Origin of the sequence: Modestobacter altitudinis (genome assembly GCF_005930475.1) — a bacterium.
GTDB lineage: Bacteria > Actinomycetota > Actinomycetes > Mycobacteriales > Geodermatophilaceae > Modestobacter > Modestobacter altitudinis.
Genome location: NZ_SJEW01000014.1, coordinates 13,878 through 40,775 on the forward strand (window position 1 = coordinate 13,878; position 26,898 = coordinate 40,775).

Sequence of the window (26,898 nt, forward strand, 5' to 3'; positions counted from 1 at the left end):
TGCGCTCCTGACGGTCGGGCGGTACGGCGGCCAATTCTACGGGGCGGGGGCGAGCCGCCGACCACCTCGGGTCCCCCGCGGGTGTGACCTGGCCCGCAGGTGCTCGCGGAGCGTCACCAGAGGCGCGCGATGGCGGCACCCAGATCGGGGACCTCGATCAGCCGCATGCCCTTGGGTGCGGGGCCGGAGTCCTCCGGGACGAGGGCGGCCGTGTAGCCCTGCCGCGCGGCCTCGGCCAGCCGCCGGGCGGTGCCGCCGACCCGGCGGATCTCCCCGGACAGGCCGACCTCGCCCAGCGCGATCAGCCCCGCGGGCACCGGGCGGTCCTTGGACGCCGAGGCGATGGCGAGGGCGAGGGCGAGGTCGGCGGCCGGCTCGATGATCCGCACGCCACCGACCGAGGCGGCGAAGACGTCGGCGTCGGCCAGCCGCACCCCGCCGCGGCGCTCGACGACGGCGTTGACCATCGCCACCCGCTGGGAGTCCAGCCCGCTCACCGCGCGCCGCGGCGAGCCCCCGCCACCGGAGGAGGCGACCAGCGCCTGCACCTCGGCCAGCAGCGGCCGGCTGCCCTCCATCGTCACGGTGACGCAGCTGCCGGGCACGGGGGCGGACCGACGCGAGACGAACAGGTGGGAGGGGTCCGGGACGCCGACCACGCCGCCGTCACCGATCTCGAAGCAGCCGATCTCGTCGGCCGGACCGAACCGGTTCTTGGTGGCCCGCACCAGGCGCAGGGTGGAGTGCCGCTCGCCGTCGAAGGAGATCACCACGTCGACCAGGTGCTCGAGCGCCCGCGGGCCGGCGATCGCGCCGTCCTTGGTGACGTGGCCGACCAGGATCACGGTCATGTTCCGGCTGCGGGCCACCGCGCTCAGCGCGGTGGCGACGGCGCGGACCTGGGTGGCGCCGCCGTCGGTGCCGTCGACGGCGGGGGAGCGGACGGTCTGCACGCTGTCGAGCACGAGCAGCGTCGGGGCGACGTCCTCCACGTGGGCGAGGACGGCGGACAGCTCGGTCTCGGCGGCGAGGTAGAGGTCGTCGTGCAGCGCGCCGATCCGCTCGGCACGCAGCCGCACCTGGGCGGCTGACTCCTCGCCGGAGACGACCAGCGTCGGCCCGTTCGCGGCGGCCACCCGGTGGGCGACCTCCAGCAGCAACGTGGACTTGCCCACGCCGGGCTCACCGGCGACCAGCAGCAGCGCCCCGGGCACCAGACCGCCGCCGAGCACGCGGTCGAACTCGGTGATGCCGGTGGGCACGGCCCGCGCCCCGGCCAGCTCGACCTGGCCGATCGGCCTGGCCTTGGCACTGACCGGGCCGGCCGAGACCGACCGCAGCGGCGAGGAGCCGACGGCGCCGACCTCGGTGATGCTGCCCCAGGCCTGGCACTCGGGGCAGCGGCCGACCCACTTCGCCGAGGTGTAGCCGCACTCGGTGCAGCGATGGGCGGGGCGGGTGGACTTCACACCGGATGCTGGCACGCCGTCAGCGTGGCAGCGGGGTACGACAGTCCGGGGGACGGGCGGAGGAGGCGGGAGCCCTGCGGCTCAGCCGCCCGCCTGCTGTTCCACGCCCGCTTCGGTGTGGAAGTCGAAGGGCTCGCCGCGGGGCAGGTCGCGGGGCGACGTGCCGACCGGGACCTGGGCGGTGACCGAGCCGGCCTGCTCGAAGGTGAAGGTCACGTTGACGGACTGGCCCACGCCCAGGTCGTCGGCGAGGCCGACCAGGGTCACCGAGGGGCCGGTGCCGTTGCCCAGGTACAGGATCCCGCCGGCCGGGACCGCGAGGTCCAGCGAGCCGCTGTTGGTGGCGGGCTCGGCGACGGCCTGCGGGTCGACGACCTCGACGCTGTCGAACTGGTCACCCTCGATGCGGACCAGCGTGTCGTCGGTCTCGGCGGAGCTGGCCACCGCGGCCAGCAGCCGGGCGCTGCTGCCCTGCGGGTACACCCCGCCGGTCGGGTAGGGCAGCTCGACCGCGCGCAGGGCGAGGTCCCCGACGCCGGTCATGGCGCCGACCTTGTCCCGGTTCTGCTCGGAGGTCTGGGCGACCTGACCGGCGCTGCAGGCGCCCAGCGCCACGGGGGAGAGCAAGAGCACAGCCGTCGCGGCAGCGCGCAGTCCGCGGTTCACAGGGGTCGACCTCCAGAGGACGTGCCGGTCACCGAGTGCTCCGATGACACGAGTCGCGCTGAGCCTAACGGTCCGCACAGGATGTCCGCTGGGAGGTGCGGCAGATGGCGGCACGGTCGGGCAGTGGTGGCGGCGGGGAGATGCCGGGCGACGGGGACCCCGCGCTCGGCGACTTCCCCGCCCGGGCTCCGGACACCCGGCGGTGGCTGTTCGCCGACCAGCTGGGGCCGCACTTCCTGGACGCCCCGGACCAGCCCGTGCTGCTGGTCGAGTCGCGGTCGGTCTTCCGCCGGCGCCGGTTCCACCGGCAGAAGGCGCACCTGTTGCTGTCGGCCCTCCGGCACCGCGCGGCCGAGCTCGGCGACCAGGCGGTCTTCCTGCGCACCGACACCTACGCCGAGGCGCTGGACCAGGTGCCGGGGCCGCTGTCGGTGTGCGCGCCGACCACCTGGCCGGCCCGCGACTTCGTGCTGCGCCGTCGCGACCTGACCGTGCTGGAGGCCCGCGGGTTCGTCACCCGGCAGGCCGACTTCCGACGCTGGGCGGGCGGTCGTACCCGCGAGCGGCTGCTGATGGACGACTTCTACCGCACGGCGCGCCGCGTGCACGACGTCCTCATGGACGGCGCGGAACCGGCCGGCGGCACCTGGAACCTCGACCACGACAACCGGGAGCCACCGCCGGCCGACGGGCGGGTCCCCGTGCCGGCGCCCTGGCTGCCGGTCGAGGACGAGATCGACGAGCAGGTCCGCGCCGACCTGGACCGCTGGGTGGCCGACGGGGACGTGGCCTTCGTCGGCGACGACGGCCCCCGGCTGTTCCCGGTCACCGCCGCCGAGACCGAGGAGCGGCTGACCGACTTCCTGACCCACCGGCTGCGGGCGTTCGGCCCGCACGAGGACGCGATGCTGGCCGGCGACCCGTGGCTGGCGCACTCGATGCTGTCGGCGTCGCTGAACCTCGGCCTGGCCGACCCGGCCGACGTCGTGCACCGCGCCGAGCTGGCCTGGCGCGAGTCGGTCGCGGCCGGCGACCCGCTGCCGCTGAACTCCGTGGAGGGCTTCGTCCGCCAGGTGATGGGCTGGCGGGACTGGATCTGGCACCTCTACTGGCAGCTGGGCCGGGACTACCGGCACGGCAACGCGCTGGCCGCGACCGAGGAGGTGCCGGACTGGCTCGGCGAGCTGGACGCCGGGGCGATCGACGCCAACTGCCTGTCCTCCGTCGTCGCCGACGTGCGCGACCGCGGCTGGGTGCACCACATCCCGCGGCTGATGGTGCTGGGCAACTACGCGCTGCAGCGCGGCATCCGGCCGCTGGCGATGACCGACTGGTTCCACCGCGTCTTCGTCGACGGCTACGACTGGGTGATGGTCGCCAACGTCGTCGGGATGAGCCAGCACGGCGACGGCGGCGTGCTGGCGACCAAGCCCTACGCGGCGGGCGGGGCCTACATCGACCGGATGAGCGACTACTGCGGGAGCTGCCGGTACGACCCGAAGAAGCGCCTGGGCGAGGACGCCTGCCCCTACACCGCCGGTTACTGGGCCTTCCTGGAGCGCAACCGGGAACGGCTGGCCGGCAACCGGCGGATGCGCCAGCCGCTGGCCGGACTGGGCCGGCTGAAGGGCCTCGAGGAGGTCGTCGAGCAGGAGCGGGTGCGCGGCACCGAGGCGCCCTAGGCGACCTGACCGCCCAGCGCGGCGCCGCCGGCCAGCAGCAGGACGACGTCGAGCACGGTCAGCAGCAGCACGGCCGGGAAGGCGAGCCGCCGGGCCTGTGGGCTGCCGGCCAGTGCGGCGACCACGACGGCCGGTGCCGCGAGCACGCCGGCCGTCCAGCCCAGCGCGCTGGGCGGCCCGGCCGGGCCGAGCACCAGCAGCAGCGACGCCACGCCCAGCAGTACCGCGCCGGCGACCGCCGAGGGCACCGGGCCCACCCGGTGCGGCAGGCCGCGCACCCCGGTGGCGAGGTCGTCGGCGACGTCGGGGGCCACGTTGGCCACGTGCGCGGCCCCGCCCAGCGCCGCGCCGGCGGCGACCAGCCACCACGGCGCAACCGGCGTGCCCGGCGCCGCGGCGACCACGCCGGCGGGCAGGGCGCCGAAGCCGGTGAGGTAGGGGAGGGGCGAGATCGCCGTCCGCTTGAGCCCGGCGTCGTAGGCCCAGCCACTGCCGACGAGCACCAGCAGCAGCAGGCCGGGGACGACGCCCAGCGCCAGGGACAGGACGATGGCTGCGGAGGCTGCGAGCAGCGCGGCCGTACGCAGCGTCGCCGGTGTGACCACGCCCTGGACGACCGGCTTGTCCTGCCGGCCGACCGCGCGGTCCCGGTCGGCGTCCAGCCAGTCGTTGCACCAGCCGATCGAGGCCTGACCTGCGAGGACGGCCGCGCCGAGCAGGACGGTCCGCCCCGGGCCGACCCCGGCCGCGACCGCCAGCAGGACGGCGACGGTGCTCACCGCCAGGGCCGGCTCGAGGTGCGTCGCGCGGGCCAGCGCGATCCCGCGCCGCACCGGGCCCGCACGTCCTGCGGCGTCGGTCACCTGCACACCCACCGCCTCCTGTCAAGAGCGAGCTGACCGCGGCCGGGCCGCTGACCTGCGCTTTTGTCGGACTTCGCCGAGCCGGACGGCATTCTGCCGTGGTAACCTAGGGGTAGCGAAAGGGGTCACATCCACATGGGCTTCACTGTTGGCGAGACCGTTGTCTACCCGCACCACGGCGCTGCGCTCATCGAGGCGATCGAGCAGCGGACCATCAAGGGTGTCGAAAAGCGTTACCTCGTGCTCAAGGTCGCCCAGGGCGACCTGACCGTGCGCGTGCCGGCCGACAACGCCGAGATCGTCGGTGTCCGCGACGTCGTCGGCCAGGACGGCTTGAACAAGGTCTTCGAGGTGCTGCGCGCGCCGCACACCGAGGAGCCGACGAACTGGTCGCGACGCTACAAGGCCAACCTCGAGAAGCTGGCCTCCGGAGACGTGAACAAGGTCGCCGAGGTCGTGCGTGACCTCTGGCGCCGCGACAAGGACCGTGGCCTGTCCGCGGGCGAGAAGCGGATGCTGTCGAAGGCCCGTCAGATCCTGGTCAGCGAGCTCGCGCTGGCCGAGGGGACCAACGAGGACAAGGCCGAGCTGCTGCTCGACGAGGTCCTCGCCTCCTGATCGCCCTGCACCACCCCCGAGACACCCAGACCACTCCCGTGCACGCTGTCGGCATCGTCGCAGCGGCCGGGAGTGGTCTGCGTCTGGGCGCAGAACTGCCCAAGGCGCTCGTCCCGCTCGGTGGCCGCCCCCTGGTCTGCTGGGCCGTCGAGTCGTTGCGCGCCGGCGGGGTGGCCGAGGTCGTGGTCGCCGTCCCCGAGCCGCAGCGGGCCGCCTTCACCGCCGTCCTCCCCGGCGACGTGCACGTCGTCCTCGGTGGGGACACCCGCACCGCCTCGGTCCGGGCCGCGCTGGCCGCCGCGCGGGGCCACGCCGACGCCGTGCTGGTCCACGACGCCGCCCGGCCGCTGACCCCGCCGGACGTCGTGGCCCGGGTGCTGTCGGCGCTGGCCGCCGGCGCGACCGCCGTCGTCCCGGTGCTGGCGGTCGTCGACACCACCGTGGTCGTGGACGAGGACGGCGTGGTTGCCGCCGACGTCGCCCGCGCCCACCTGCGCCGGGTGCAGACCCCGCAGGGGTTCGACCGGGCGACCCTGGTCGCCGCCTACGCAGCCGCGCACGGCAGCGCCGCGGAGTTCACCGACGACGCCTCGGTGGTCCGTGCCGCCGGCATCCCGGTGCACACGGTCGCCGGTGACGAGCGCGCTGCCAAGATCACGGTGGCCCACGACCTGGCGCTGGCGGAGCTGACCGTGCAGGCGACGGGTGAGCGAGCATCGCAGCGAGCGCCAGCGGCCGAGGAGCGGAACGAGCCCGGAGGCGAACCGTGACGCAGGTGCGGGCATGAGCCTGCTGCGGGTGGGGATCGGCACCGACGTGCACCCGATCGAGGCCGGCCGGGCCTGCTGGCTCGCCGGGCTGGAGTGGCCCGGTGCCGACGGCTGCGCGGGGCACTCCGACGGCGACGTCGTCGCGCACGCCCTCACCGACGCCGTGCTGTCCGCGGCCGGGCTCGGTGACATCGGCGGCCTGCTCGGCACCGACGATCCCCGTTGGGCCGGTGCACGCGGGGCCCACGTGCTCGCCCACGTCCGGGAGGTGCTCACCGCCGCCGGCTGGGAGGTCGGCAACGCCTCGGTGCAGCTGATCGGGAACACCCCCAAGGCCGCGCCGCGGCGGGCGGAGGCCGAGGCCGTGCTGTCGGCGGCCCTCGGCGCACCGGTCAGTGTCACCGCGACCACGACCGACGGCCTGGGGCTCACCGGGCGCGGTGAGGGGCGGGCGGCGGTGGCCACCGCGCTCGTGGTCCGGAGCACTGGTGCGCCGCCCGTAGAATCCGCAGGGTGACCCTCCGCCTGTATGACACGGCCGCACGTGCCGTGCGCGACTTCACGCCCCTGCGTGCAGGACAGGTCTCCATGTACGTCTGCGGCCTGACCGTGCAGGGCCCGCCGCACATCGGGCACGTGCGGTTCGCGCTGGCCTTCGACGTGCTCCGGCGATGGCTGCAGCACAGCGGCCACGACGTCACCTACGTCCGCAACGTGACCGACGTCGACGACAAGATCCTCGCCAGGTCCGCGGCCGCCGGGGAGCCGTGGTGGGCCTGGGCGTACGAGAACGAGCGGGCCGCCACCCGGGCCTACGAGGTGCTGGGGACCCTGCCGCCGACGTACGAGCCGCGGGCGACCGGGCACGTACCGGAGATGGTCGAGCTGATCGGTCAGCTCATCGACCGCGGCCACGCCTACGCCGTGGACGGTGACGTCTACTTCGACGTCCGGTCCTTCCCCGGCTACGGCGAGCTGTCCGGTCAGCGGCTCGGTGAGCTGCAGCCGGCCGCGGACACCGAGACCGACGAGCGCAAGCGCGATCCCCGCGACTTCGCGCTGTGGAAGGCGCACAAGCCCGGTGAGCCGGAGACCGCCTCGTGGCCGACGCCGTGGGGCCGCGGCCGGCCGGGTTGGCACCTGGAGTGCTCGGCGATGGCGGAGAAGTACCTGGGGCCGGAGTTCGACCTGCACGGCGGCGGGCTCGACCTGCGCTTCCCGCACCACGAGAACGAGCGGGCCCAGTCGCAGGCCGCCGGTCACGGGTTCGCCCGCTACTGGCTGCACAACGCCTGGGTGACCATGGGCGGCGAGAAGATGAGCAAGTCGCTGGGCAACACGCTGCTGGTCGACGAGGTCGTCCAGCGGGTGCGCCCGGTGGAGCTCCGGTACTACCTGGTGGCCCCGCACTACCGCTCGACGATCGAGTTCACCGAGGCCGCGCTCGAGGAGGCCGGGGTCGCCTACCGGCGCCTGGAGTCCTTCGTGCGCCGGGCCGCCGAGCGGGTCGGCGCGGACGCCGGCAAGCAGGTGCTCGCCGAGGCGTTCACCGCCGCGATGGACGACGACCTGGCCACCCCGGCCGCGGTCGCCGCCGTGCACGAGGCGGTCACCGCCGGCAACACCGCCCTGGCCGCCGACGACCACGAGGGCGTCGCCGCCGCGCTGGGCACGGTCCGGGCGATGCTCGGCGTCCTGGGGCTCGACCCGCTCGACCCGCACTGGGCCGGCGGGGGCGAACGCCTCGTGGACGTCACCGACGGCCTCGTGCAGCTCGCCCTCGAGCAGCGCACCGCCGCTCGGGCCCGCAAGGACTACGCGTCAGCTGACGCGATCCGGAACCAGCTCGGCGCCCTGGGCGTGCAGGTCGAGGACACCCCCCAGGGCACACGATGGGAGCTGACCACCTGATGGCCGGCAACAGCCAACGACGCGGCCGCTCGGCCGGCGCCGGCAAGAAGACCGCCACCGCCGGGACCGGTGGCAAGAACCGCCGGTCCCTGGCCGGCCGGGGCGCGACCCCACCGGCCTCCGCCCGGCCGCACCACCCGGCCTACAAGAAGGCCCAGGCCGACGCGGCGCGCCGGGACAACCGGGCCCGGGTCCAGCGCCGCAACGAGGAGCAGCCCGAGCTGCTGCTCGGCCGCAACCCGGTGCTGGAGGCCCTGCGGGCGGCGATCCCGGCGACGGCGTTGTACGTCGTCACCGGCGACACGACCCGGGGCGGTACCGACGAGCGGATCGCCGAGTCCGTGCAGCTGGCCGCCGACCGGGGGCTGCCGCTGCTCGAGGTGGGCAAGGCCGAGTTCGACCGGATGTCCGCCGGGGCGCTGCACCAGGGCATCGGGCTGATGGTGCCGCCGTACGAGTACGCGCACCCCGACGACCTGCTGGACATCGCCCGGGACTCCGGGCGACCGCCGCTGCTGGTGGCCCTGGACGGCGTGACCGACCCGCGGAACCTCGGCGCGATCATCCGCTCGGCCGCGGCCTTCGACGCCCACGGCGTCGTCGTGCCCGAGCGCCGCGCGGTCGGCATGACCGGCTCGGCCTGGCGCACCAGCGCCGGCGCCGCGGCCCGGCTGAGGGTCGCCCGGGCCACCAACCTGGCCCGCTCGCTGGGCTCCTACCAGGACGCCGGGCTGCAGACGATCGGGTTGGCCGCCGACGGGGACATGAGCATCCACGACTACGACGGCTTCGGCGACCCGATCGCGCTCGTGGTCGGGGCCGAGGGAGCCGGGCTGTCGCGGCTGGTCCGCGAGCGCTGCGACGTGGTGCTCTCCATCCCGATCACGAAGTCCACGGAGTCGCTCAACGTCAGCGTCGCCGCCGGCATCGCCCTGTTCGCGGCGGCCTCCGCCCGCCGGTGAGCGCACGGCCGCCCGCGGCGGTGCGGCTCGGGCTCGAGCCGCACCGCGAGGGCGGCTGGTACCGGCGCACCTGGACCTCGCCGACCGCTGCCGGTGGCCGCCCGGCGGCGACCGCGATCCTCTTCCTGCTGGCGGCGGGTGAGCGCTCGGTGTGGCACCGGGTCGATGCGGACGAGCTGTGGCTCTGGCACGGGCCGGGCACCGTGACCCTGCACCTCCAGGACCCCGACGAGCAGCACACGCTGGGACCGGACGCCGTCCAGCTGCTGGTGCCGGCCGGGCGCCGGCAGTGCACCGCACCTGCGGACGAGGAGGTCCTGGTGACCTGCGTCGTCTCGCCCGGCTTCGAGTGGAGTGGCTTCAGCCTCGGCTGAGCGACATCTGCGATCTCGTGGTCACCCCGGGCCGCGAGGCCACGAGATCGCAGAAGTGGCCACTTCTGCCCCCGGGGGTCAGGAGAGCAGCTGGGCGATCGTGTAGATGACCAGGCCGGCGAGTCCGCCGACGACGGTGCCGTTGACCCGGATCCACTGCAGGTCGCGGCCGACCTGCAGCTCGATCCGCCGACTGGTCTCCTCGGTGTCCCAGCGGGCCACCGTGGTGCCCACCAGCTCGGCGGCGTCCCCGGCGAACCGCTCGACCGCCCAGCCGGCGCCGCGGCGGGCCTGCCGCTGCACCAGCTCGCGCACGGTGGGGTCGTCGGTCAGCAGCCGGGCGCCGGAGCGGATCACCGACACCATCCGGGCCCGGAGGTCGGAGTCCGGGTCGGCGGCGGCGGTGAGCACGGAGTCCTTCGCCGTCGTCCAGAGCGAGCCGGACCAGGTGCGGACGGCGGGGTGCTCCAGCACCTCCAGCTTGAAGTGCTCGACCCGGGCGGCGGCCTCGGGGTCGGTGCGCAGCCTGGCCACGTAGGCCCGCAGCCGTCGGTCGTACATCTCGCGCACGGGGTGCTCCGGGTCGGCGCCGACCTCGGCGAGGAAGCTCCGCAGCAGCTCGAAGACCCGGTCGAACACCTTGTCGTCGACCCAGTCGGGCACCCAGGCCGGCGAGGCGTCGCCCAGCCGGGTGCGGAAGACCAGCCGGTTGTCGGCGAGGAACTCCGCCAGTCCGGAGAGCCCGGCGGAGAGCACCTCCTGGTGCCGGTTGCCGTCGACGGCGAGCTCGAGCACCCGGGCCAGCCCCGGCGCGGCGGGCGTCTCGCGCAGCTTCCGGTCGACGAACGCGGACACCGTCTGCTGCACCTCGTCGTCCGCGATGAGGTCGCTCAGCGCGCCCAACGCCGCACCGGCGTCATCGGCCAGCCGCTCGGCCCGGCCGGGGGCCGCCAGGAAGGCACCCAGCTTGCCGGGGACGTCGATGCTGTCCAGCCGCTCCTCGACGATGTGCCGGGTCAGGAAGTTCTCCTGCACGAAGGTGCCCAGGCTGGTGCCGATCTGGTCCTTCTTGCGCGGGATGACCGCCGTGTGCGGGATCGGCAACCCCATCGGGTGCCGGAACAGCGCGGTGACGGCGAACCAGTCGGCCAGTGCACCGACCATGGACGCCTCGGCGGTCGCCCGGACGTAGCCGACCCAGGCCCCGGTCTCGTCCCCGATCAGCACGCAGACCAGGAAGACCGCCGCGGCCAGCAGGAACAGGCCGGTGGCCAGCCGCTTCATCTTCGTCAGGTCGCGGGCGCGCTGCGGGTCGTCGAGCGAGCCGGTGAGGGGGACGGTCAGCTGGTGGCTGGGCAGCTGCGGGCTCGGCACCCGACCGAGCCTAGGCGGCCCCTCTGCCGGGCCCCACCCCGAGCTCGGGAGGGGTGGGGGGCAGAGGGGTCCCAGCTCAGTTCGAGGCGGCGTCGAGCGTGACGCCGACCTTCGAGCTGTCCGAGCCGCGGCGGATGGTCAGGGTCACCTCGTCACCGGGCTGCGCGCTGCGGACGGCGGCGGTCAGCTCGGTGGAGCTGGTGACCGACCGGTCGCCCACCGCGGTGATCACGTCGCCGGCCTGGAGCCCGGCGTCGGCGGCGGGGGAGCCGTCCTGCACCGAGACCAGCTGGGCGCCGGTGCCGACCGCCGAGTCGGCGTTGTCCGACGCGGTGGTGGCGTTCACGCCGAGCAGGGCGTGGGTGGCCGACCCGGTGTCGATGATCTGCTGGGCGATCCGCTTGGCGGTGTTGGCCGGGATGGCGAACCCGACCCCGATGTTGCCGCTCTGGGCGGCCTCCTGACCGGGCAGGTCGGAGCTGGCGACGGTGGCGATGGCGCTGTTGATGCCGATGACCTGGCCCTGGGCGTCGACCAGCGCACCACCGGAGTTGCCGGGGTTGATCGCCGCGTCGGTCTGCAGCGCGTCGATCACCGCCTGGTCGGTGTTCGAGCCGGTGGCCACCGCGCGGTTGGTCGCGCTGATGATGCCGTCGGTCACCGTGTTCGACAGCCCCAGTGGCGCACCGATGGCGACCGCCAGGTCACCGACCTGCACGTCGTCGGAGTCGGCGAACGTGGCCGGGGTGAGCCCGCTGGCGTCGCTGAGCTTGACCACGGCCAGGTCGGAGGTCGGGTCGGTGCCCACGACGGTGGCGTCGTAGAGCGTGCCGTCGGAGGTGCGCACCTGCACCGTCGCCTGGTCGGTCGAGCTGTCGAGCGTGACCACGTGGTTGTTGGTCAGCACGTAGCCGTCGGCGGAGAGGACGACGCCGGACCCGGACCCGGACCCCGAGCCGGCGCTCACGTAGATGGTGACGACGCTGGGCGCCGCCTTCGCGGCCGCGGCCGTGGTGCTCGTGGCGTTCTCGGCGTCCTTGATGACGACGCTCTGCGCCGACGTCCCACTGGCGGTCGCCACGCCGCCGTCGTCGGTCAGCGCCATCACGCCGGCACCGGCTCCGCCGCCGATCAGCGCCGCGCCGACCAGACCGGCGGCGACGCCGAGCCGCCAGCGACCGGGCCGTCGGGCCGGCTGGGCAGGGACCCCGGGCTGCAGCGGGGGCTGGAAGGCCGGCGGGACCGCGCCCGCGGCGGGCTGACCGTGCGCCTGGTGGTACCCGGGAGTCCCGTAGCCGGCCGGCGGCCACGGCTGGTGCGCCGCGGCGGCGGGCTGGCCGAACTGCTGGGTGGGGTGCTGCCCGAGCGGCAGGACGGGCTGCTGGCCGGGCTGGGCGCCCGGGTGCGGCTGCGCGGCCGGCTGACCACCGAGGGGCTGAGCCGTCGCGCCGCCGGGCTGCTGCGCGGTCGGCTGCTGCGCGGCCGGCTGCTGCGCGGCCCAGCCAGCGCCGGCGGCCGCGTTCCGGTCCGTGCCGTGTCCGGTCTCGTCGGCCGGGCGGTTGTGCTCAGTCACTGGTGGTCCTTCCCCACGTCCCGACAGGCCTTCCCCGTCGCGATGACCCCACTGTGCGCCCGCGGACTGGTCCGGAACTGGTGGTCCGCTGTGAGTTGTCTGGACGCGACACGGCCGCTACGGCCAGCAACTCTCCGCGGCCGGCTGGTTTCCTGGCGTGCGCGCGCGTGATCATGCGAGGCCAGGGGAAGGGGAGGGGCGGTCGGCCCCCGTCGTCCCTCACGCCCCCTCTCCCGTCCCGGAGGCCGTCGGTGCCGGTTCGAGCACTCCTCACCCGTTCCGCCCTCGCCGTGCTGGTGCTGCTGCTGGCCGCGCTCGCCGCCATCGGTGGGGTGTCCCTGGGCGGGGCCGGGCTCGTCGCCGTCGTGCTGGCTGCGATCGTCACCGCCTGCCTGGCAGCGGGCATCGTCCGCGACGGGGACTCACCGCGCCCCCGCCAGGCCGCCGTCGACACCGCCTGGCGTGCGGCGGTCACCACGGTGGCGGTGCTGCTCGTGCTCAGCGGCTGCGTGGTGCTGGCCGGCGGTGCGCTGACCGCACTGCTGGCCGGCGTGGCCGTGGGCGGCGCGCTGCTGCGCTGGGCGGTGCGGTCGGCCCGCACGACCTCGCGCGGCACCGGGGCCACCGTGCTCCCGCTGCCGGGCGCCGGAGCGGGCATCGGCCCGGTGGCGACGCTGACCGTCGAGGCGCTGGGCCGGGAGTGGCTGCGCACCTCCGCAGCACTGGCCCAGGCCCGGGACGCCGCCGTGCGGCAGGCACTGGTCGAGCGGCGGGAGGAGGCGCTCGACGAGCTCGAGCGGCGGGACCCCGTCGGGTTCAACCGGTGGCTGGCCGAGGGCGCGACCGTGGACAGCGACCCGTCGCGCTACGTCTCCGGCGACCCGACCGCCGGCTACGACGCGGCCTGACCAGGGCGCTCGACCGGGTCGGTCAGCGCGGGTCGGTCAGCCCGGCGATCACCGCGCTGACGTCGGCCGCGTCCGGGTCGTCCAGGGCCGCCGCCGCGGCCTCCATCGTCTCCAGCACCGCGGCGTCCAGCCGGTCGGAGACGCCGGCGGACCGGAGCGCGTCGGAGATCAGCCGCGCGTCCTTGGTCGCGCCGGGGAGCCCGAAGCTGACCGGGAAGCGCCCGTCGATCATCAGCCCGCCCTTGACGTGCGCGTACGGGGTGTCCAGCGGTCCGCCCTCGATGGCGGCCAGGAAGTGCTGCGGGTCGACACCCAGACCGCGGGCCAGCGCGATCGACTGCGCCGCTCCGGCGGTGATCATGAACAGCCACGCGTTGCAGGCCATCTTCAGCCGGCTCCCAGCCCCGGCCCTCCCGAGCCACAGCGTCTTGGAGCCGAGGGCGTCCAGGACCGGGGCGAGGGGCTCGCGGAGCTGCTCCGGACCGGAGGCGAGCATCACCAGCGCGCCCTTCTCGGCGGGCTCCTTGGTGCCGAGCACCGGGCAGTCGACGAGCGCCAGGCCCAGTTCGGCGGCGACCGCCGCGGTGCGCTCGGCGCCCTCCACCCCGACGGTGCTGCACTGCAGCCAGGTGGTGCCGGCCGCCGGCGCCGCCCGGCGGACCACGTCGATCGCCGCGTCCGCGTCGAAGAGCATGGTCAGGACGACGTCGACCCCGGCGACCGCCTCGGCGGGTGAGCCGTGGGCCTCGGCGCCGGTGTCGGTGAGCGCCTGGGCCTTCGCCGCGTCCCGGTTCCACGCTCGCACCGGGATCCCCGCCCGGCGCAGCGACCGGACCATCCCCGCGCCCATCGTGCCCGTGCCGAGGACAGCCACCACCGGGTTCGTCATGGCCTGATCCTCACCCGCGTCGGCCGACGCGGCAGCCCGGCCGCAGCGGCTCCCGGTAACCTCGTGGACGGCTCCGTCCCGCCCCATTAGCTCAGTGGTAGAGCACTCGCCTTGTAAGCGAAAGGTCGTCCGTTCAATCCGGACATGGGGCTCGCTCCCCGGCCGGCCCTCCTGGGTCGCCGCCGGGCAGGGCAGGATGCTCCCGTGCACACCTCGGCAGCCCGTTGACGTCGTCCGCAGGCACCCGCTGGGGTGTGCTGGGTGGCGCCTCCATCGCCCGGTCCCGCTTCCTCCCCGCGCTGGCCGAGGCCGGTGCTGAGGCGGTGGTCGTGGGCAGCCGGGACGGCACCCGCGCGGCCGAGTTCGCGGCGGCGCACGGCGTCGCCCGAGGCGTCGCCGGCTACGCGGCCGTGCTGGCCGACCCGGCCGTGCAGGCGGTCTACGTGCCGCTGCCCAACCCGCTGCACGCCGAGTGGGCGGTCGCAGCGCTGGAGGCAGGCAAGGCGGTGCTCTGCGAGAAGCCGCTGTGCGTCGACGCCGAGCAGGCGCGCCGGGTGCTGGCGGTGGCCGAGCGGGCCGCGCTGCCGCTGTGGGAGGCGTTCGTCTTCCCGTTCCAGGCCCAGCACCAGCGGCTGGTCGAGCTGCTGACCACCGGCGCGATCGGCGAACTGCGCGAGATCTCCGGTGCCTTCCACTTCCAGCTCCGCGGCACCGACGACATCCGGCTGTCCGCGGCGACGGCCGGCGGCGCGCTGGCCGACGTCGGCTGCTACCCGTTGCGGCTGGCCGCCGAGCTCTTCGGCAGCCCGGCGCTGACGGCTGCCGCGTCCGCCGTCCGGGGCGCCGAGGTCGAGACCGAGCTCGCCGCCTTGGTCGACTACCCCGACGACCGGCTGCTGCTGCTGTCCTGCGGCTTCCGGCGCAGTGCGGACACCACGACGGTGCTCAGCGGCACCGAGGGCACCATCCGGATCGACGACCCGTACCACCCTCGTCCGGGGAGCACCGTCGAACTGCGCCGTCCGGGCGCGGACCCGGTGGTCGAGCGGCCGACCCGAGACCAGCACTCGTTCACCGCCGCGCTGCGGCACGTCGACGCCGTCCTGGCCGGGGAGGAGGCGCCGCGGCACACCGCGCTGGAGTCCTCCCTGGCGGTCGCCGAGGCGATCGACCTCGTGCGGGCGGCAGCACGATGAGCCGGCGCGGGCTCTTCCTCGCGCCCTTCGACGTGCTGGCCGACCCACGGCTGGTGGCCGAGGTCGCGGGAGAGGCGGAGGAGGCCGGCTGGGACGGGGTCTTCCTCTGGGACCACCTGCTCTACGCCGACCCGGTCACGGCGATCTCCGACCCGTGGACCTGCTGCGCCGCGATCGCCGTCCGCACGTCGCGGATCCGGTTCGGCCCGATGGTGACGCCGCTGACCCGGCGCCGTCCGCAGGTGCTGGCGCGGCAGGCCGCCGCGCTGGACCAGCTGTCCGACGGCCGGCTGGTGCTCGGGTTCGGGCTCGGCGACGACGGCGGGGTGGGGGAGCTCTCCCGGTTCGGCGAGGAGCTCGAGCCGCGGGTGCGCGCCGCCCGGCTGGACGAAGGGCTGGAGCTGCTCCGCCGGCTGCTGTCCGGCGCGGAGGTCGACCACGACGGGACCCACTTCACGGCCCGCGGCGTGCAGTTCCTGCCCACGGCGACCCGGCCCGGCGGCATCCCGTTCTGGATCGGTGGGCGCTGGCCGAACGCCGCGCCGCTGCGCCGGGCCGCCCGGCACGAGGGCGCGTTCGTCATCTCGGTGCCCGAGCCGGTGGGGCTGGCGCAGGTCCGCGAGACGGTCGCCGCGGCACGGGCCGAGGGGCTGGCGGGCTTCGACGTCGTCGTGGACCTGCCGGTGGGGGAGGACCCGCAGCCGTGGGCCGCGGCCGGCGCGACCTGGGTGCTCACCCGGCTGGGCCCCTACGACCTCGACCTCGCCGAGGTCCGGCGGGTGGTCCGGGCCGGTCCCGGCTGAGCCGATCGCGACGCGCGGCCGCCTGCGGGGTGTGCCAGGGTCGCAGGCGACTGCTGCCGTTCGGGCAGCCGATCTCGAGGAGGACCTCCATGAGCGACCACGTGTACCGGCTGAGCGAGATCGTCGGCAGCTCTCCCACCAGCGTCGACGACGCGATCCGCACGGCCGTGAAGAAGGCGTCGCAGACGGTGCGCAACATCGAGTGGTTCCAGACCTCGGAGATCCGCGGCCAGGTCGTCGACGGCGACGTGGCCTACTACCAGGTGACCCTGAAGATCGGCTTCCGCGTCGAGGACCAGGCGTCCTCGTAGGGGCCGGCACGAGCTCGCGAGTGGTGGGGGGCGAGGGGGTCCTTCCTCAGGTGAGGACGACGTCGGTGCCGCGGACGGCCACGCCGACCGGCGCCAGGGGTTCGGTGGCCGGACCCTGCACCGCTGACCCGTCGGCGAGGTCGAACACGGAACCGTGGCAGGGGCAGACCAGCCCCTCCTCGGTGGCTCGGACGGTGCAGCCCTGGTGGGTGCAGCGCGCCGCGAAGGCGACCACGGTCCCCTCGGCGGGCCGGCTGACCACCACCCGTCGTCCGTCGACCGACACCTCGTGGGCGCCGCCGAGAGGCACCTCGGACAGGGGCACGACGACGTCGCCCGGGCCCACCCCGGTGAGCTCGGGCACGTCGGTCCCGCCACCACACGCGGCGAGCGCGACCACCCCCACGCCGGCACCCCCGGCGACCAGCAGACCCCGGCGGGAGAAGCAGCGATCCACCGGCACATCGTGCCCGACCACATGGCGACCCTCCGGGCCGCACCGCGACCAGGAGCCGTGCCCCGCCTGCGTTGAGCTGTTGCCGGTGCTCCTCGCGGAAGCCTCCGGCCCCCACTCGTCACGCCGACCGGCTCGCGCCGGGATCCGTACCTCTTTCCTAATCAAAGCTGCCGGAGCCGCCCGAGCGGTAGCGGGCGTTCCGCTCCAGCCGCTCGCGCTCGGCGCGCTCCTCCCGGCGTGCCGCGGTGGTCCCCGGCGGCCAGCCGGCCTTCACCGCGCGGTGCTCGGTGGTCTCGGTCATGTACGCCAGGGAGAACAGCAGGCCGATGACCAGGCCGCCGCCGGCCGCGGTCAGCCGGACGCCGAAGTCGACCGGGGGCAGCAGCAGGCACAGCGCGACGACCGGGGCGAGCTGCACGAGCGCCCGCAGCAGGTGCCGCAGCACCCAGCTGTGCCGGGTGGTGTCCTCCAGCACCCAGGGCGACAGCGATCGCGGCAGGCCGCCGCCGTAGGCGTACCAGAGCCACTGGGCCGGGTTCGGGCGTCCAGCGTCCACACAGCCAACGGTAGGCGCACCCGGCCCCCCGTGCGGCCCGTCCCGGAGGTCAGAAACGGGTGACCCAGGAGCTGGCGCCGGCGGCCTCCTCGTGGTCCAGCTCCTGCAGCACGGCGCGCACCACCTCCTCGTCGACGTGGCCCTTGTCGCGCTCCTCCATCAGCACCTGGCGCTGCACCTCGATGACCTGCTGGCGCACCCGGCGGAAGGTCTGCGCCCGGCGACGTCCGCGCTGGGCCTGCTCCTCCTCGTCGGCCCGGACCGCCTGGTGCATCGTCTCGGTCCGGGCGAGCAGGGGCCGCCGGATCCGCTCGTCCCACTCCCTGGCCTTGTCCTCCCCGATCCGGGGCGTCAGCACGGCGACCAGTTCGTCGAGCCGGGCCAGCGCGGCCTCGGTGGACTTCTCCTGCAGGTGCAGCTCCTCCTCGGCGTCCCGTTGCGGTTGGTCCTGGTCCTGCACGCCGAGCCGCCGGATCAGCCGGGGCAGGGTCAGGCCCTGCACCAGCAGGGTGCCGATGGTGACGGCGAAGGCGAGGAACTGCACGGCGCCGCGGTCCTGGAGCGGTGCTCCGTCGACCTCGACCGGCAGCGCCGCGGCCGCGGCCAGGGTCACCACGCCGCGCATCCCGGTCCAGGAGATGACCGCCTGGTAGGTCCACGGCGGTCGCTCCGGCCGGGTGAGCCCGGACCGCGACGGGCGAGGGGACCGGCGGAGCAGCTCCAACCCGAACACGTAGCCGAACCGGACGAGGACGACCACGGCGAGCACCGCGACGGCGGCGGCCAGCAGGGAGGCGTCGGACCGGTCGGACTCCTGCACCGCGCCGAGGACGTAGCGCAGCTGCAGCCCGATCAGGGCGAAGACGACGGCCTCCAGCAGCAGGTCCAGGGAGGACCACAGCGGCCGCTCCTGCAGCCGGGTGGCGTAGCCGGCCTCCGGTCCGCGGTGCCCGAGGTACAGCCCGGCCGCCACCACGGCGAGCACGCCCGACCCGTGCAGCTCCTCGGCCAGCAGGTAGGCGGCGAACGGCACGATCAGCCCGAGCACCGACTCCACGACCGGGTCGTCCAGCCGCATCCGCAGGGTGTGCACCAGCCAGCCCAGGGCCAGCCCGGTGGCCACGCCGGCGACGACGGCGAGGGCGAAGGTGCCCGCCGCGGAGCTCCAGTCGACGCCGAGCAGGCTCCCGCTGGCACCGAACACCCCGGCGAGCGCGACCTTGTAGAAGGTCAGTGCGGCGGCGTCGTTGATCAGGCTCTCGCCGGAGAGCACGGTCATCACCGGCCGGGGGAGGCCCAGCTTGCGTCCGATGGAGGCGGCGGAGACCGCGTCCGGCGGGGCGACGATCGCGCCGAGCACGAGGGCGACCGACATCGGCAGGCCGGGGACGACGACCCGGGCGACCAGGGCCACCACGATCGCGGTCACGAACACCAGGCCGACACCCAGCTGCGCGATCGGGTGGAAGAGGGCCCGGAAGCCGACGTAGGAGACCCCCAGCGCCGAGGAGTACAGCAGCGGCGGCAGGACGGTGGCCAGCAGCAGCTCGCCGTCGATCGCCAGCTCGGGGACGCCGGGCACCAGGCTGACGACGAAGCCGACCAGGACCAGGACCAGCGGGGTCTGCCAGCCCATCCGCCGGGACACCGCCGCCACCCCCACCGCGCCGAGTGCCAGCAGCAGCAGTTCGGCCGCGTCCATCCCCCACCTCTCGCCGTTGCCGGGCGGCGTCCGCCGGGCAAGTCGGCGTCCATGGTGCGGGCTGCCGGAGCGGCGGGCAGCACGAGCACGGCGTGACGGGCCCCACGGGGGTCGTGAGCCCTGCTCAGCACCTTCGGCGCGGGGCGTACGGTCCCCCGGTGGACGAACGCCGTACCGGGGTGGCCGCCGGTCTCGCCGCGTACCTGCTCTGGGGCCTGTTCCCGCTGTACTTCCCGCTGCTGGAGCCGGCCGGCGGGCTGGAGATCGTCGCCCACCGGGTCGCCTGGTCGCTGCTGTTCATCGGGTTGCTGCTGACCGGGCTCCGGGGGTGGCCGCAGGTCCGCGCCGCCTTCGCCGACCGGCGGACGCTGCTGGTGCTCAGCGGGGCCGCGGTGCTCATCGTCGTCAACTGGCTGGTGTTCGTCTTCGCGGTGAACTCCGGGCACGTGGTCGAGAGCTCGCTCGGGTACTTCATCAACCCGTTGGTCAGCGTCCTGCTCGGGGTGGTGGTGTTCCGGGAGCGGCTGCGCCGGCTGCAGTGGGTGGCGGTGGCGCTGGCCGCCCTCGCGGTCGTCGTGCTCACCGTCGACTACGGCCACCCGCCGTGGATCGCGTTGGCCCTGGCCGGCTCCTTCGGTCTGTACGGGCTGATGAAGAAGCTGGTCCGGGTGGAGGCCGCGCCCGGGCTGTTCGTCGAGACGGCGCTGGTCTTCCTGCCCGCGCTGGTGGTGCTCGTGGTGCTCGAGGCGCAGGGCTCGGCCGCGTTCGCGCACGAGGGCGCCGGCAACGGGCTGCTGCTGGCGTCCTCCGGTGTCGCCACGGCCGTCCCGCTGCTGCTGTTCGCCGCTGCGGCACGCCGGGTGCCGCTGTCGACGGTCGGGTTGCTGCAGTACGTGAACCCGCTGATCCAGCTGGCGATCGGGGTGTTCGTCCTGGGCGAGCCGATGCCGCCGGCCCGGCTGGTCGGGTTCGCGATCGTCTGGCTGGCGTTGATCGTCTTCACCGCGGACAGCCTGCGGCAGGCGCACAGCACCCGAAGGGACGCTGCCGCGCCGGTGACCGTCGGCAGCTGAGGACGGCATCCCTCCGCTGCGCGCCGGGGCGGACTACCGTCGTGTCATTCGATGACCGCCGGCGGAGGCAGACCCCTGATGAGCAGCGAGCTGCGGGACGACCGGGCCGCGACCCCCCAACCGGCCCCGGACGCCGGGGCTGCCGGGACGGGTGGGGCGCCAGGGGACGGCGCTGCCGCCGGTCTGCCCGCCCGGGAACGGGAGATGTTGGCCTTCGAGCGCCAGTGGTGGCGCTTCGCCGGTGCCAAGGAGGAGGCCATCCGGGAGCGCTTCGGGATGTCCGCCACCCGCTACTACCAGGTGCTCAACGCCCTGGTCGACCGTCCCGAGGCGCTGGCGACAGACCCGCTGCTGGTGCGTCGGTTGCGCCGGATGCGGGGGGCGCGCCAGCGGCAGCGCTCCGGCCGGGTCCTGGGCAGCGACCCCCTGCGCGACTAGCCTCTCTCACTGTGGGGAGGCATGTGGCACCAGGCAGTGACGGGATCCCGCCAGCGGCGACCGGTGGTGGTCGGCGGCCCGACGGCGAGGCGCCCGCGCGGCTGGGGCAGCCGGCGCGCGAACCCCGGACCGACGCCGACGCCGACCTGCGCCGCGTGCTGATCCCCTCCTCGTCCGAGCCGAGGACCGGCGGCCCGACGACGCTGCCGCCGTCCGGTCGGGCCGACCGCCGCCGGGAGGGGCTGCTCCCCTCCGGCGAGGACCCGATGATCCGTCGTCCGCCGGCCCGCCCCGCCGGGGGCCCGCCGCCCGGAGCCGGCCGTCGCCGCACGGACCTCGACCCGACCGCCGCACCGGGTCGCCCACCGGAGACGGGTGAGCGCCGCCGGCCCCTGGAGCAGCCGGCCCTCCAGGACCGCCCGGCCGCGCCGGCCGTCCCGCAGCCGGCCTCCGGGCCGATGACCTCGGTGGCCTCGCCGGCGATCGCGGGCGCCGGCCGCCCGGCCCCGCCGTCGCCGCGTCGGGACGACGCCGCAGCGACGTCCCCCGGCGCGACCGCCGCGGGCGCCACCGCCTGGGACGTCGCGCGGCCGGATGCCGCGCCACGCACCACGGGCATGCCGAGCTGGGCGGCCGAGCCCGGCCCGCCCACGCCGCCGCCGTACGACGTCACCCAGCGCGTCTCCGGGCAGGCCCCCGCCGAGTCGCCGTGGGGCTCGGGCCCCGCCACGCCGGTCGCCGGCCGTGCGGCGCCGACCCCCGCGTCCGCGGTGGCCTCGCCCTCTCCGGCCGCGCCCGCCGCGCGACCGGCGCGCCCGGCACAGCCGCCCGCCCGGCCGCCGGCCCCGGCGGTACCGCCGGCCGGCCGCGGAGCCCCGGCCGCACAGGACCTCCCGGAGCCCGACGTCGCCGGACCGGCGGCCGAGCCGGTCCGCCGGCGCGCCGACGTGCCGGTGGGCGGCCGGGCCGCCGCCCGGTTGGAGCGGCAGGCCGCCGAGACCGCCCGGAAGAAGTCCGGCCGGCGCAGCGGGCCGCCCACCGGTCCGGCGATCCCCGCGCAGAGCGGTCCCGGCCGTGGCAGCGAGCCGGACGACGCCCCGCGGCGCTCGTCGAGCCGGGTCGTGCAGGGCCTGGTCGCCACGGTCGTGGTCGCCGTCGGCGTGCTGGGCTTCTGGTCGTTCACCTCGCCCGGGACGACGGAGACGGCCGCGCAGACCCCGGTGACCGGCAGCGCCCCCGCCACCTCGGCGGCCTCGCTGCCGAGCCAGGAGACCGCCGCCCCCTCGGCCGAGGTCGTCGCGAGTCCGGTCGGGCCGGTGTTCGCGCCGATCACCGTGCTGAACAGCACCTCGATCAACGGCCTGGCCGGTGACATCGGCGACGCCTTCTCCGCCGCCGGCTGGGAGGTCACCGGCACCGGCAAGTCACCGGTGGAGGACGTCGCCACCACCACCGTCTACTACACCGAGGGCGACACGGTGCAGCAGCAGGCGGCCGCCCAGCTGACCGAGCAGTTCCCCGACGTGACCGGGCCCGTGGCCCGCTACTTCGACGTGCCGGGCGAGACCGCCCCGGGTCTGGTCGTCGTCGTCACCGGGAACTGGCAGCCCTGATCGCCCGCCGACGGAACCACGGGGCCTCCCCGTGCGTTGCCGCCGTCGTGCGCACCGCAGCAGGGCCGGCGACGGTCGGTCCCCGCCCGGGCGGCCGCGCCGGGCTCGTCGTCCTCCTCACCGTCCTGCTGGCGGTGGCCGGCGTGCTCGCCGGTGGCACCCCGTCAGCGCGGGCCGCGGCGGACGTGCGCACCGAGGTCGCGCGGGTCCCCTCGGGCTCGGGCGCGGACGCCGTCGAGCTGGACACCACGCTGTACCTGCCCGGGTCGGCCAGCGCCGCCGACCCGGCCCCCGCGGTCCTGCTGGCGCACGGCTTCGGCGGCAGCAAGGCCTCCGTCGCCGGCGACGCCCGCGACCTCGCCGTCCGGGGCTACGTCGTCCTGGCCTGGTCCGCGCGCGGCTTCGGCGCCAGCACCGGCCAGATCGGGCTGGACGACCCGCGGTACGAGGTGGCCGACGTCAGCACGCTGCTCGACGTCCTCGCGGAACGGGACGACGTGCTGCTCGACCAGCCCGGTGACCCCCGGGTGGGCATCGCCGGCGGCTCCTACGGCGGCGCGCTGGCGCTGCTGGCGGCCGCCTACGACCAGCGGGTCGACGCCATCGCCCCGCAGATCACCTGGAACTCGCTGACCACCGCGCTCTTCCCCGACCAGGCCGGCGTGGTCGACGACGCCGCCTCGCCGGCGGCCACCCCGCGGACCGGCTCGGCCGGCGTCTTCAAGCGGCTGTGGTCCGGGCTCTTCTTCGGCGCCGGGTCGGTGCCCACCGGCGACGGGGTGCTCGGTGGACTGCTCGGCGGCAGCAGTGGGGGTGGCACCGCACCCGACCTCTCGACCGTCGACCCCGCAGCGGTGACCCAGGCGCTGACCTGCGGCCGGTTCCGCGCCGACATCTGCGCGGCCTACCAGTCCGCGGCCTCCACCGGCCGGCTCACCCCCGAGGTCGCCGCCGTCCTGGACCGCAGCAGCCCCGCCACGGTGCTGGACCGGATCGCCGCACCCACCCTGCTGGTGCAGGGCACCCAGGACTCGCTGTTCGGCCTGGGCGAGGCCGACGCGAACGCCCGCGGCATCGCCGCGAACGGCACCGAGGTCAAGGTCGTCTGGTACGCCGGCGGCCACGACAGCTCCGCCTCCGACGCCGTCACCGCCGACCTGCGGGACCAGGTCGCCGGCTGGTTCGACCACCACCTGCGCGGCACCGGCCCCGACCCGGGCACCGGCTTCAGCTACCCGGCACCCACCGGGCTCGGCAGCGGGGTCGGCGCGGTGCAGGGCGGGGAGCAGACCGTCGACGCCGCCGGCTACCCCGGGCTGGCCGACGACGACCCGGTGCGCCGCACCGAGGTGACCGTGCAGGGGCCGACCCAGCCGGTGGTCACCCCGCCGGGCGGGAGCCCCGCCGCGCTGTCCACCCTGCCCGGTCTCGGCGGGGTGACCGCCGCGCTGGGCGGCACGACGCTGGAGATCCCCGGCCAGTTCGCTGCCTTCGACAGCGCCGAGCTCACCGACGCCGTCGACGTGGTCGGCGCGCCGACGGTCACCCTCGAGGTCGCCGCCCCCGGTGGGACGGCGACGCTGTTCGCCAAGCTCTACGACGTCGGCCCCGACGGCTCGATGACGCTGCCCAGCGGCCTGGTCGCGCCGCTGGCGCTGACCGGGCTCTCCGCCGACCCGACCGCACCGACCCAGGTCGCGGTCACGCTGCCCGGGATCGTGCACCGCTTCGAGGTCGGCCACACGATGCGGTTGCTGGTCTCCTCGACCGACCAGGCGTACGCGCTGCCGGCCGACGCGGCCGTCGACAGCGTCGGGCTGACCGCGGGCACCTCGCTGGCCGTGCCCGAGGTCCCCGGCCAGACCCAGGCGACCGCCGGCTCGGCCCGCTGGTGGGTGCTGCTCGCGGTGCTGGCTGCGCTCGCGCTGCTCGGCTGGCTGGCCGCCCGGCTGCTGGGTCGCCGCCGGGACCGGCGGCTGGCGGTGACCTCGCCCGACGGGGAGGACGTGCCGCTGCGCTTCGTCGGGGTCAGCAAGGCCTACAAGGACGGGTTCGTCGCCGTCCGGGACCTCTCCTTCGAGGTGCGCCGCGGTCAGGTCCTCGGTCTGCTCGGCCCCAACGGTGCCGGCAAGACCACCTCGCTGCGGATGCTGATGGGCCTCATCCGCCCGACGGAGGGCCGCATCGAGGTGTTCGGGCACGCGGCCCGCCCCGGTGCCCCGGTGCTCTCCCGGCTGGGGTCCTTCGTCGAGGGGACCGGGCTGCTGCCGCACCTGTCCGGCCGGGACAACCTCGACCTGTACTGGGCGGCGACCGGCCGCCCCCGCGCGGACGCGCACATGGAGGAGGCGATCGAGGTCGCCGGGCTGGGCACCGCGATCGACAAGCGGGTGCGCAGCTACAGCCAGGGCATGCGCCAGCGGGTGGCGATCGCCCAGGCGATGCTCGGCCTCCCCGACCTGCTGGTGCTCGACGAGCCGACCAACGGGCTGGACCCGCCGCAGATCCACGCGATGCGCGAGGTGCTCCGCTCCTACGCCGACACCGGCCGCACGGTCATCGTCTCCAGCCACCTGCTGGCCGAGATCGAGCAGACCTGCAGCCACGTCGTCGTCATGGCGAGGGGTGCGAAGATCGCCCAGGGGACCGTCGAGGAGATCGTCGGCACCGGGGGGGCGGTGCTCATCGGGCTCGCCGACGACGCCGACGCCGACCGCGCCGCCGAGGTCCTCGCCGGCCTGCCCGGCACCGGCCCGGTGGAGCGCACCGACGAGGGGCTGGTCGTCGACCTGGGGCCGACCGGACGCGCGGAGGCGCTGACCGCGCTGGTCGCGGCAGGCGTCGCGGTCGACCAGCTCAGCCCGCGCCGCCGTCTCGAGGACGCGTTCCTGTCGCTGGTGGGGGAGTCATGACCGACGAGAACGCCTTTGTGGCCACAATGGCGAGCCGGGGGACCGGCGCGGCGGCGGGGTACCGGCCGGAGCGGACGCTGCGGCTGGGCGTCGAGCTCCGCCGGCAGTTCAAGCGGCGCCGGACCATCGGCGTCCTGGTGCTGATGGCCGCGCTGCCGCTGATCCTGATCGGCGCCCTGGCGCTGGGCGGCGCGGAGGAAGCCGAGGCGAACGCCCGGGTGAACCTGGTCGACGTCGCCACGGCGAGCGGGCTGAACCTCACCCTGTTCACCCTCTTCGCCACCGCCGGCTTCTTCCTGGTCGTGGTGTTCGCGCTGTTCTTCGGCGACACGGTGGCCAGCGAGGCGTCCTGGGGGTCGCTGCGCTACGCGCTGGCCACCCCGGTGCCCCGCGCCCGGCTGCTCCGGCAGAAGTGGCTGGCCGCGCTGGTGATGTCGGTCGGTGCGCTGGTGCTGCTGGTCGTCGTGGCGCTGGTCGCCGGTGGCATCGCCTACGGCTTCGGGGACGTGCAGACGCCGGTGGGCGTCGCGCTGGAGCAGCGCACCGCGCTGGTCCGGCTGGTCGGCATGGTCGGCTACCTCGCCGTCCACCTGCTCGTCGTCGGCACGCTGGCGTTCTGGCTGTCGACCGTGACCGACGCCCCGCTGGCGGCGGTCGGCGGGGCGGTGTTCACCACCGTCGTGTTCGCGGTGCTGGAGGCGGTGGAGCAGCTGGGCGGCATCCGCGACTGGTTCCCGACGGCGTTCAACTTCGCCTGGACCGACCTGCTGCAGACCCCGGTCGACTCCGGTGACCTGTTCCGCGGCGTCGTCCAGGGGCTGGCCTGGTCCGCGCTGTTCACCGCGCTGGCCTTCCGCCACTTCGCCCGCAAGGACGTCACCTCGTGATGGAGTGCCACGGCGCGGAGAACGCGCCCGTGGCACTCCGCTAGAGCGAGGCGAGCACGGCCTGGGCCCAGCCCTCGCCCATGGGGCGGTCGGTCACCGAGGCGTTGGGGACGGCGGCGAGCAGCTCGCCCATGCCGGTGACGGCCGCCCCGTTGGCGGTGACCCACAGCCGGCCCACCGCCGCCGCCATCTCCAGGTCGCTGACGCTGTCACCCACCGCGACGGCGTCGGCCGCGGTCAGCCCGCGGCGGGCGAGGTCCCAGGTGATGGCCGTCCCCTTGGAGATCCCGCGCGGCATGAGGTGGTAGACGTGCGGCGGCAGCGCGTCCTCGTCCAGGGTCATCCGCGGGGTCGCCGGGACGGCGCCGTTGTCGTTCATCGTCAGCCACCCCCAGCCGCGCTCGGCCAGCCAGCCGTCGACGGTGGCGGCGTCGACCCGGCCGCGCAGCAGCGCGTCGGCCGAGTGCGTGGTGTGCCAGGGCTCGTGCCACTCCAGCCGACCGGGGTGCGCGGCGGTGAGCGCCTCGACCACGCCGAGCTCCGCCATCACCGACATCGGCGTGCGCCCGGCGTACTGCTCGGGGAGCTCCCCGGTCAGCAGGTGCGTCTCCCGGCCGCCGGACCAGCTGACCAGCGACCCCAGCTCGGAGATCGCGCCGTCGGCGGCGAAGATCCGCGCGGCTTCGACCAGCTGGGCGTGTGTCCGGCCGCTGACCAGCACCAGGACGACGCCGGCCCGGTGCAGCTCGAGGAGGGCGTCGGCCGGGGTGGGGGTGAGGGCGCGACCGGCGGTGTGCCAGAAGGACCCCCGCGGGCCGACCATCGTGCCGTCCAGGTCGGTGTAGACGATGCGGGTGGCCACCCGGTCATCCTGACCGGTTCCGGGTCGGG

The 26,898-nt window shown here is 75.4% G+C and carries 26 protein-coding genes and 1 tRNA gene; 17 read left to right on the top strand and 10 right to left on the bottom strand.

The annotated features are described in order from the left end of the window. Window positions 1-113: 113 nt before the first annotated feature. Complete coding sequence (gene radA / locus FHL79_RS07490; protein WP_246080481.1) at window positions 114-1,484, bottom strand: DNA repair protein RadA; 1,371 nt, start codon at window positions 1,482-1,484, stop codon at window positions 114-116. A 66-nt stretch (window positions 1,485-1,550) separates the two neighbouring features. Then, a complete protein-coding gene (locus FHL79_RS07495) occupies window positions 1,551-2,135 on the bottom strand; it encodes a copper chaperone PCu(A)C domain-containing protein (RefSeq protein WP_138757989.1) in 585 nt (194 codons plus the stop codon). Between the two features lie 104 nt (window positions 2,136-2,239). On the opposite strand from FHL79_RS07495, the gene FHL79_RS07500 reads away from it, so the two are divergent. After that, entirely contained in the window at window positions 2,240-3,817 is a 1,578-nt protein-coding gene (locus FHL79_RS07500) for a cryptochrome/photolyase family protein (RefSeq protein ID WP_218938367.1), read from the top strand. Here FHL79_RS07500 and FHL79_RS07505 read toward each other — a convergent pair. Beyond that, window positions 3,814-4,680, bottom strand: a complete 867-nt coding sequence (locus FHL79_RS07505; protein ID WP_246080483.1) for a UbiA family prenyltransferase — start codon at window positions 4,678-4,680, stop codon at window positions 3,814-3,816. The genes FHL79_RS07500 and FHL79_RS07505 overlap by 4 nt on opposite strands. A gap of 135 nt (window positions 4,681-4,815) precedes the next feature. On the opposite strand from FHL79_RS07505, the gene FHL79_RS07510 reads away from it, so the two are divergent. Genes FHL79_RS07510 through FHL79_RS07535 form a run of 6 tightly spaced genes read left to right on the top strand, consistent with a single transcriptional unit; the run spans window position 4,816 to window position 9,315 of the window. Further along, window positions 4,816-5,298, top strand: coding sequence for a CarD family transcriptional regulator (locus tag FHL79_RS07510; RefSeq protein ID WP_014738821.1), 483 nt, complete (start codon window positions 4,816-4,818; stop codon window positions 5,296-5,298). Window positions 5,299-5,336: 38 nt separating this feature from the next. After that, on the top strand, window positions 5,337-6,068 hold the full coding sequence (gene ispD / locus FHL79_RS07515; protein WP_138757991.1) for a 2-C-methyl-D-erythritol 4-phosphate cytidylyltransferase: 732 nt from the start codon (window positions 5,337-5,339) through the stop codon (window positions 6,066-6,068). Between the two features lie 13 nt (window positions 6,069-6,081). Then, a complete protein-coding gene (ispF, locus tag FHL79_RS07520; protein WP_138757992.1) occupies window positions 6,082-6,585 on the top strand; it encodes a 2-C-methyl-D-erythritol 2,4-cyclodiphosphate synthase in 504 nt (167 codons plus the stop codon). Further along, the gene (gene cysS, locus FHL79_RS07525; RefSeq protein WP_138757993.1) at window positions 6,582-7,979 is read left to right on the top strand and encodes a cysteine--tRNA ligase; all 1,398 of its coding nucleotides are present in this window, start codon (window positions 6,582-6,584) and stop codon (window positions 7,977-7,979) included. Before ispF ends, cysS begins: the two co-directional genes overlap by 4 nt. Continuing rightward, on the top strand, window positions 7,961-8,941 hold the full coding sequence (rlmB, locus tag FHL79_RS07530; protein WP_246080484.1) for a 23S rRNA (guanosine(2251)-2'-O)-methyltransferase RlmB: 981 nt from the start codon (window positions 7,961-7,963) through the stop codon (window positions 8,939-8,941). The genes cysS and rlmB overlap by 19 nt, the downstream gene beginning before the upstream one ends. After that, window positions 8,938-9,315, top strand: a complete 378-nt coding sequence (locus FHL79_RS07535) for a cupin domain-containing protein (RefSeq protein ID WP_138757994.1) — start codon at window positions 8,938-8,940, stop codon at window positions 9,313-9,315. The genes rlmB and FHL79_RS07535 overlap by 4 nt, the downstream gene beginning before the upstream one ends. A 78-nt stretch (window positions 9,316-9,393) precedes the next feature. On the opposite strand, the gene FHL79_RS07540 is transcribed toward FHL79_RS07535, so the two are convergent. Then, complete coding sequence (locus FHL79_RS07540) at window positions 9,394-10,689, bottom strand: DUF445 domain-containing protein (protein ID WP_138757995.1); 1,296 nt, start codon at window positions 10,687-10,689, stop codon at window positions 9,394-9,396. Between the two features lie 76 nt (window positions 10,690-10,765). Next, a complete protein-coding gene (locus tag FHL79_RS07545; protein WP_138757996.1) occupies window positions 10,766-12,262 on the bottom strand; it encodes a S1C family serine protease in 1,497 nt (498 codons plus the stop codon). A 251-nt stretch (window positions 12,263-12,513) separates the two neighbouring features. Here FHL79_RS07545 and FHL79_RS07550 point away from each other — a divergent pair, with 251 nt between their 5' ends. Continuing rightward, a complete protein-coding gene (locus FHL79_RS07550) occupies window positions 12,514-13,170 on the top strand; it encodes a hypothetical protein (protein ID WP_138757997.1) in 657 nt (218 codons plus the stop codon). 22 nt (window positions 13,171-13,192) lie between these two features. Here the strand turns inward: FHL79_RS07550 and FHL79_RS07555 are convergent, their stop codons facing one another. Continuing rightward, the gene (locus tag FHL79_RS07555; protein WP_138757998.1) at window positions 13,193-14,059 is read right to left on the bottom strand and encodes an NAD(P)-dependent oxidoreductase; all 867 of its coding nucleotides are present in this window, start codon (window positions 14,057-14,059) and stop codon (window positions 13,193-13,195) included. Between the two features lie 80 nt (window positions 14,060-14,139). Between FHL79_RS07555 and FHL79_RS07560 the strand changes: the two genes are divergently transcribed. The 4 genes from FHL79_RS07560 (at window position 14,140) to FHL79_RS07575 (ending at window position 16,369) form a co-directional block, all read left to right on the top strand. Continuing rightward, window positions 14,140-14,211: transfer RNA gene (locus tag FHL79_RS07560), tRNA-Thr, on the top strand. A 72-nt stretch (window positions 14,212-14,283) separates the two neighbouring features. Continuing rightward, a complete protein-coding gene (locus FHL79_RS07565; protein ID WP_138757999.1) occupies window positions 14,284-15,255 on the top strand; it encodes a Gfo/Idh/MocA family protein in 972 nt (323 codons plus the stop codon). Continuing rightward, window positions 15,252-16,058 carry an LLM class flavin-dependent oxidoreductase gene (locus tag FHL79_RS07570; protein ID WP_138758000.1) on the top strand — a complete coding sequence of 269 codons (807 nt, stop codon included), beginning with the start codon at window positions 15,252-15,254 and terminating at the stop codon, window positions 16,056-16,058. Before FHL79_RS07565 ends, FHL79_RS07570 begins: the two co-directional genes overlap by 4 nt. An 89-nt stretch (window positions 16,059-16,147) precedes the next feature. Then, a complete protein-coding gene (locus FHL79_RS07575) occupies window positions 16,148-16,369 on the top strand; it encodes a dodecin (protein ID WP_138758001.1) in 222 nt (73 codons plus the stop codon). A gap of 46 nt (window positions 16,370-16,415) precedes the next feature. Here FHL79_RS07575 and FHL79_RS07580 read toward each other — a convergent pair whose 3' ends face one another. From FHL79_RS07580 to FHL79_RS07590, 3 genes are all read right to left on the bottom strand, one after another. Further along, window positions 16,416-16,826, bottom strand: a complete 411-nt coding sequence (locus FHL79_RS07580) for a Rieske (2Fe-2S) protein (protein ID WP_218938368.1) — start codon at window positions 16,824-16,826, stop codon at window positions 16,416-16,418. Window positions 16,827-16,983: 157 nt separating this feature from the next. After that, window positions 16,984-17,382, bottom strand: a complete 399-nt coding sequence (locus tag FHL79_RS07585; RefSeq protein WP_138758002.1) for a DUF5313 family protein — start codon at window positions 17,380-17,382, stop codon at window positions 16,984-16,986. A gap of 49 nt (window positions 17,383-17,431) precedes the next feature. Continuing rightward, window positions 17,432-19,084, bottom strand: coding sequence for a Na+/H+ antiporter (locus tag FHL79_RS07590; protein ID WP_138758003.1), 1,653 nt, complete (start codon window positions 19,082-19,084; stop codon window positions 17,432-17,434). Between the two features lie 158 nt (window positions 19,085-19,242). Here FHL79_RS07590 and rarD point away from each other — a divergent pair, with 158 nt between their 5' ends. The 5 genes from rarD to FHL79_RS07615 all read left to right on the top strand — a co-directional run bounded on the left by rarD (window position 19,243) and on the right by FHL79_RS07615 (window position 26,007). Next, the gene (gene rarD / locus FHL79_RS07595; RefSeq protein ID WP_138758004.1) at window positions 19,243-20,157 is read left to right on the top strand and encodes an EamA family transporter RarD; all 915 of its coding nucleotides are present in this window, start codon (window positions 19,243-19,245) and stop codon (window positions 20,155-20,157) included. Between the two features lie 78 nt (window positions 20,158-20,235). After that, window positions 20,236-20,595, top strand: coding sequence for a DUF3263 domain-containing protein (locus tag FHL79_RS07600; protein ID WP_138758005.1), 360 nt, complete (start codon window positions 20,236-20,238; stop codon window positions 20,593-20,595). 23 nt (window positions 20,596-20,618) lie between these two features. Next, window positions 20,619-22,208: a LytR C-terminal domain-containing protein gene (locus FHL79_RS26110; RefSeq protein ID WP_138758006.1), complete on the top strand. Its 1,590-nt coding sequence runs from the start codon at window positions 20,619-20,621 to the stop codon at window positions 22,206-22,208. A 47-nt stretch (window positions 22,209-22,255) separates the two neighbouring features. Continuing rightward, window positions 22,256-25,120 carry an alpha/beta fold hydrolase gene (locus FHL79_RS07610; protein ID WP_138758007.1) on the top strand — a complete coding sequence of 955 codons (2,865 nt, stop codon included), beginning with the start codon at window positions 22,256-22,258 and terminating at the stop codon, window positions 25,118-25,120. Then, window positions 25,117-26,007, top strand: coding sequence for an ABC transporter permease (locus tag FHL79_RS07615; protein WP_246080486.1), 891 nt, complete (start codon window positions 25,117-25,119; stop codon window positions 26,005-26,007). The genes FHL79_RS07610 and FHL79_RS07615 overlap by 4 nt, the downstream gene beginning before the upstream one ends. 40 nt (window positions 26,008-26,047) lie before the next feature. Here the strand turns inward: FHL79_RS07615 and FHL79_RS07620 are convergent, their stop codons facing one another. Continuing rightward, on the bottom strand, window positions 26,048-26,869 hold the full coding sequence (locus tag FHL79_RS07620) for an HAD family hydrolase (protein WP_138758008.1): 822 nt from the start codon (window positions 26,867-26,869) through the stop codon (window positions 26,048-26,050). Window positions 26,870-26,898 lie beyond the last annotated feature (29 nt).

Excerpts from the sequence above, each read along its gene's own strand:
- FHL79_RS07500 (WP_218938367.1), top strand. The coding sequence starts at position 2,240 with ATGGCGGCACGGTCGGGCAGTGGTGGCGGCGGGGAGATGCCGGGCGAC.
- FHL79_RS07510 (WP_014738821.1), top strand. The coding sequence starts at position 4,816 with ATGGGCTTCACTGTTGGCGAGACCGTTGTCTACCCGCACCACGGCGCT.
- ispF (WP_138757992.1), top strand. The coding sequence starts at position 6,082 with ATGAGCCTGCTGCGGGTGGGGATCGGCACCGACGTGCACCCGATCGAG.
- rlmB (WP_246080484.1), top strand. The coding sequence starts at position 7,961 with ATGGGAGCTGACCACCTGATGGCCGGCAACAGCCAACGACGCGGCCGC.
- FHL79_RS07555 (WP_138757998.1), bottom strand. The coding sequence starts at position 14,059 with ATGACGAACCCGGTGGTGGCTGTCCTCGGCACGGGCACGATGGGCGCG.
- FHL79_RS07570 (WP_138758000.1), top strand. The coding sequence starts at position 15,252 with ATGAGCCGGCGCGGGCTCTTCCTCGCGCCCTTCGACGTGCTGGCCGAC.
- FHL79_RS07575 (WP_138758001.1), top strand. The coding sequence starts at position 16,148 with ATGAGCGACCACGTGTACCGGCTGAGCGAGATCGTCGGCAGCTCTCCC.
- FHL79_RS07590 (WP_138758003.1), bottom strand. The coding sequence starts at position 19,084 with ATGGACGCGGCCGAACTGCTGCTGCTGGCACTCGGCGCGGTGGGGGTG.
- FHL79_RS07600 (WP_138758005.1), top strand. The coding sequence starts at position 20,236 with ATGAGCAGCGAGCTGCGGGACGACCGGGCCGCGACCCCCCAACCGGCC.
- FHL79_RS07615 (WP_246080486.1), top strand. The coding sequence starts at position 25,117 with ATGACCGACGAGAACGCCTTTGTGGCCACAATGGCGAGCCGGGGGACC.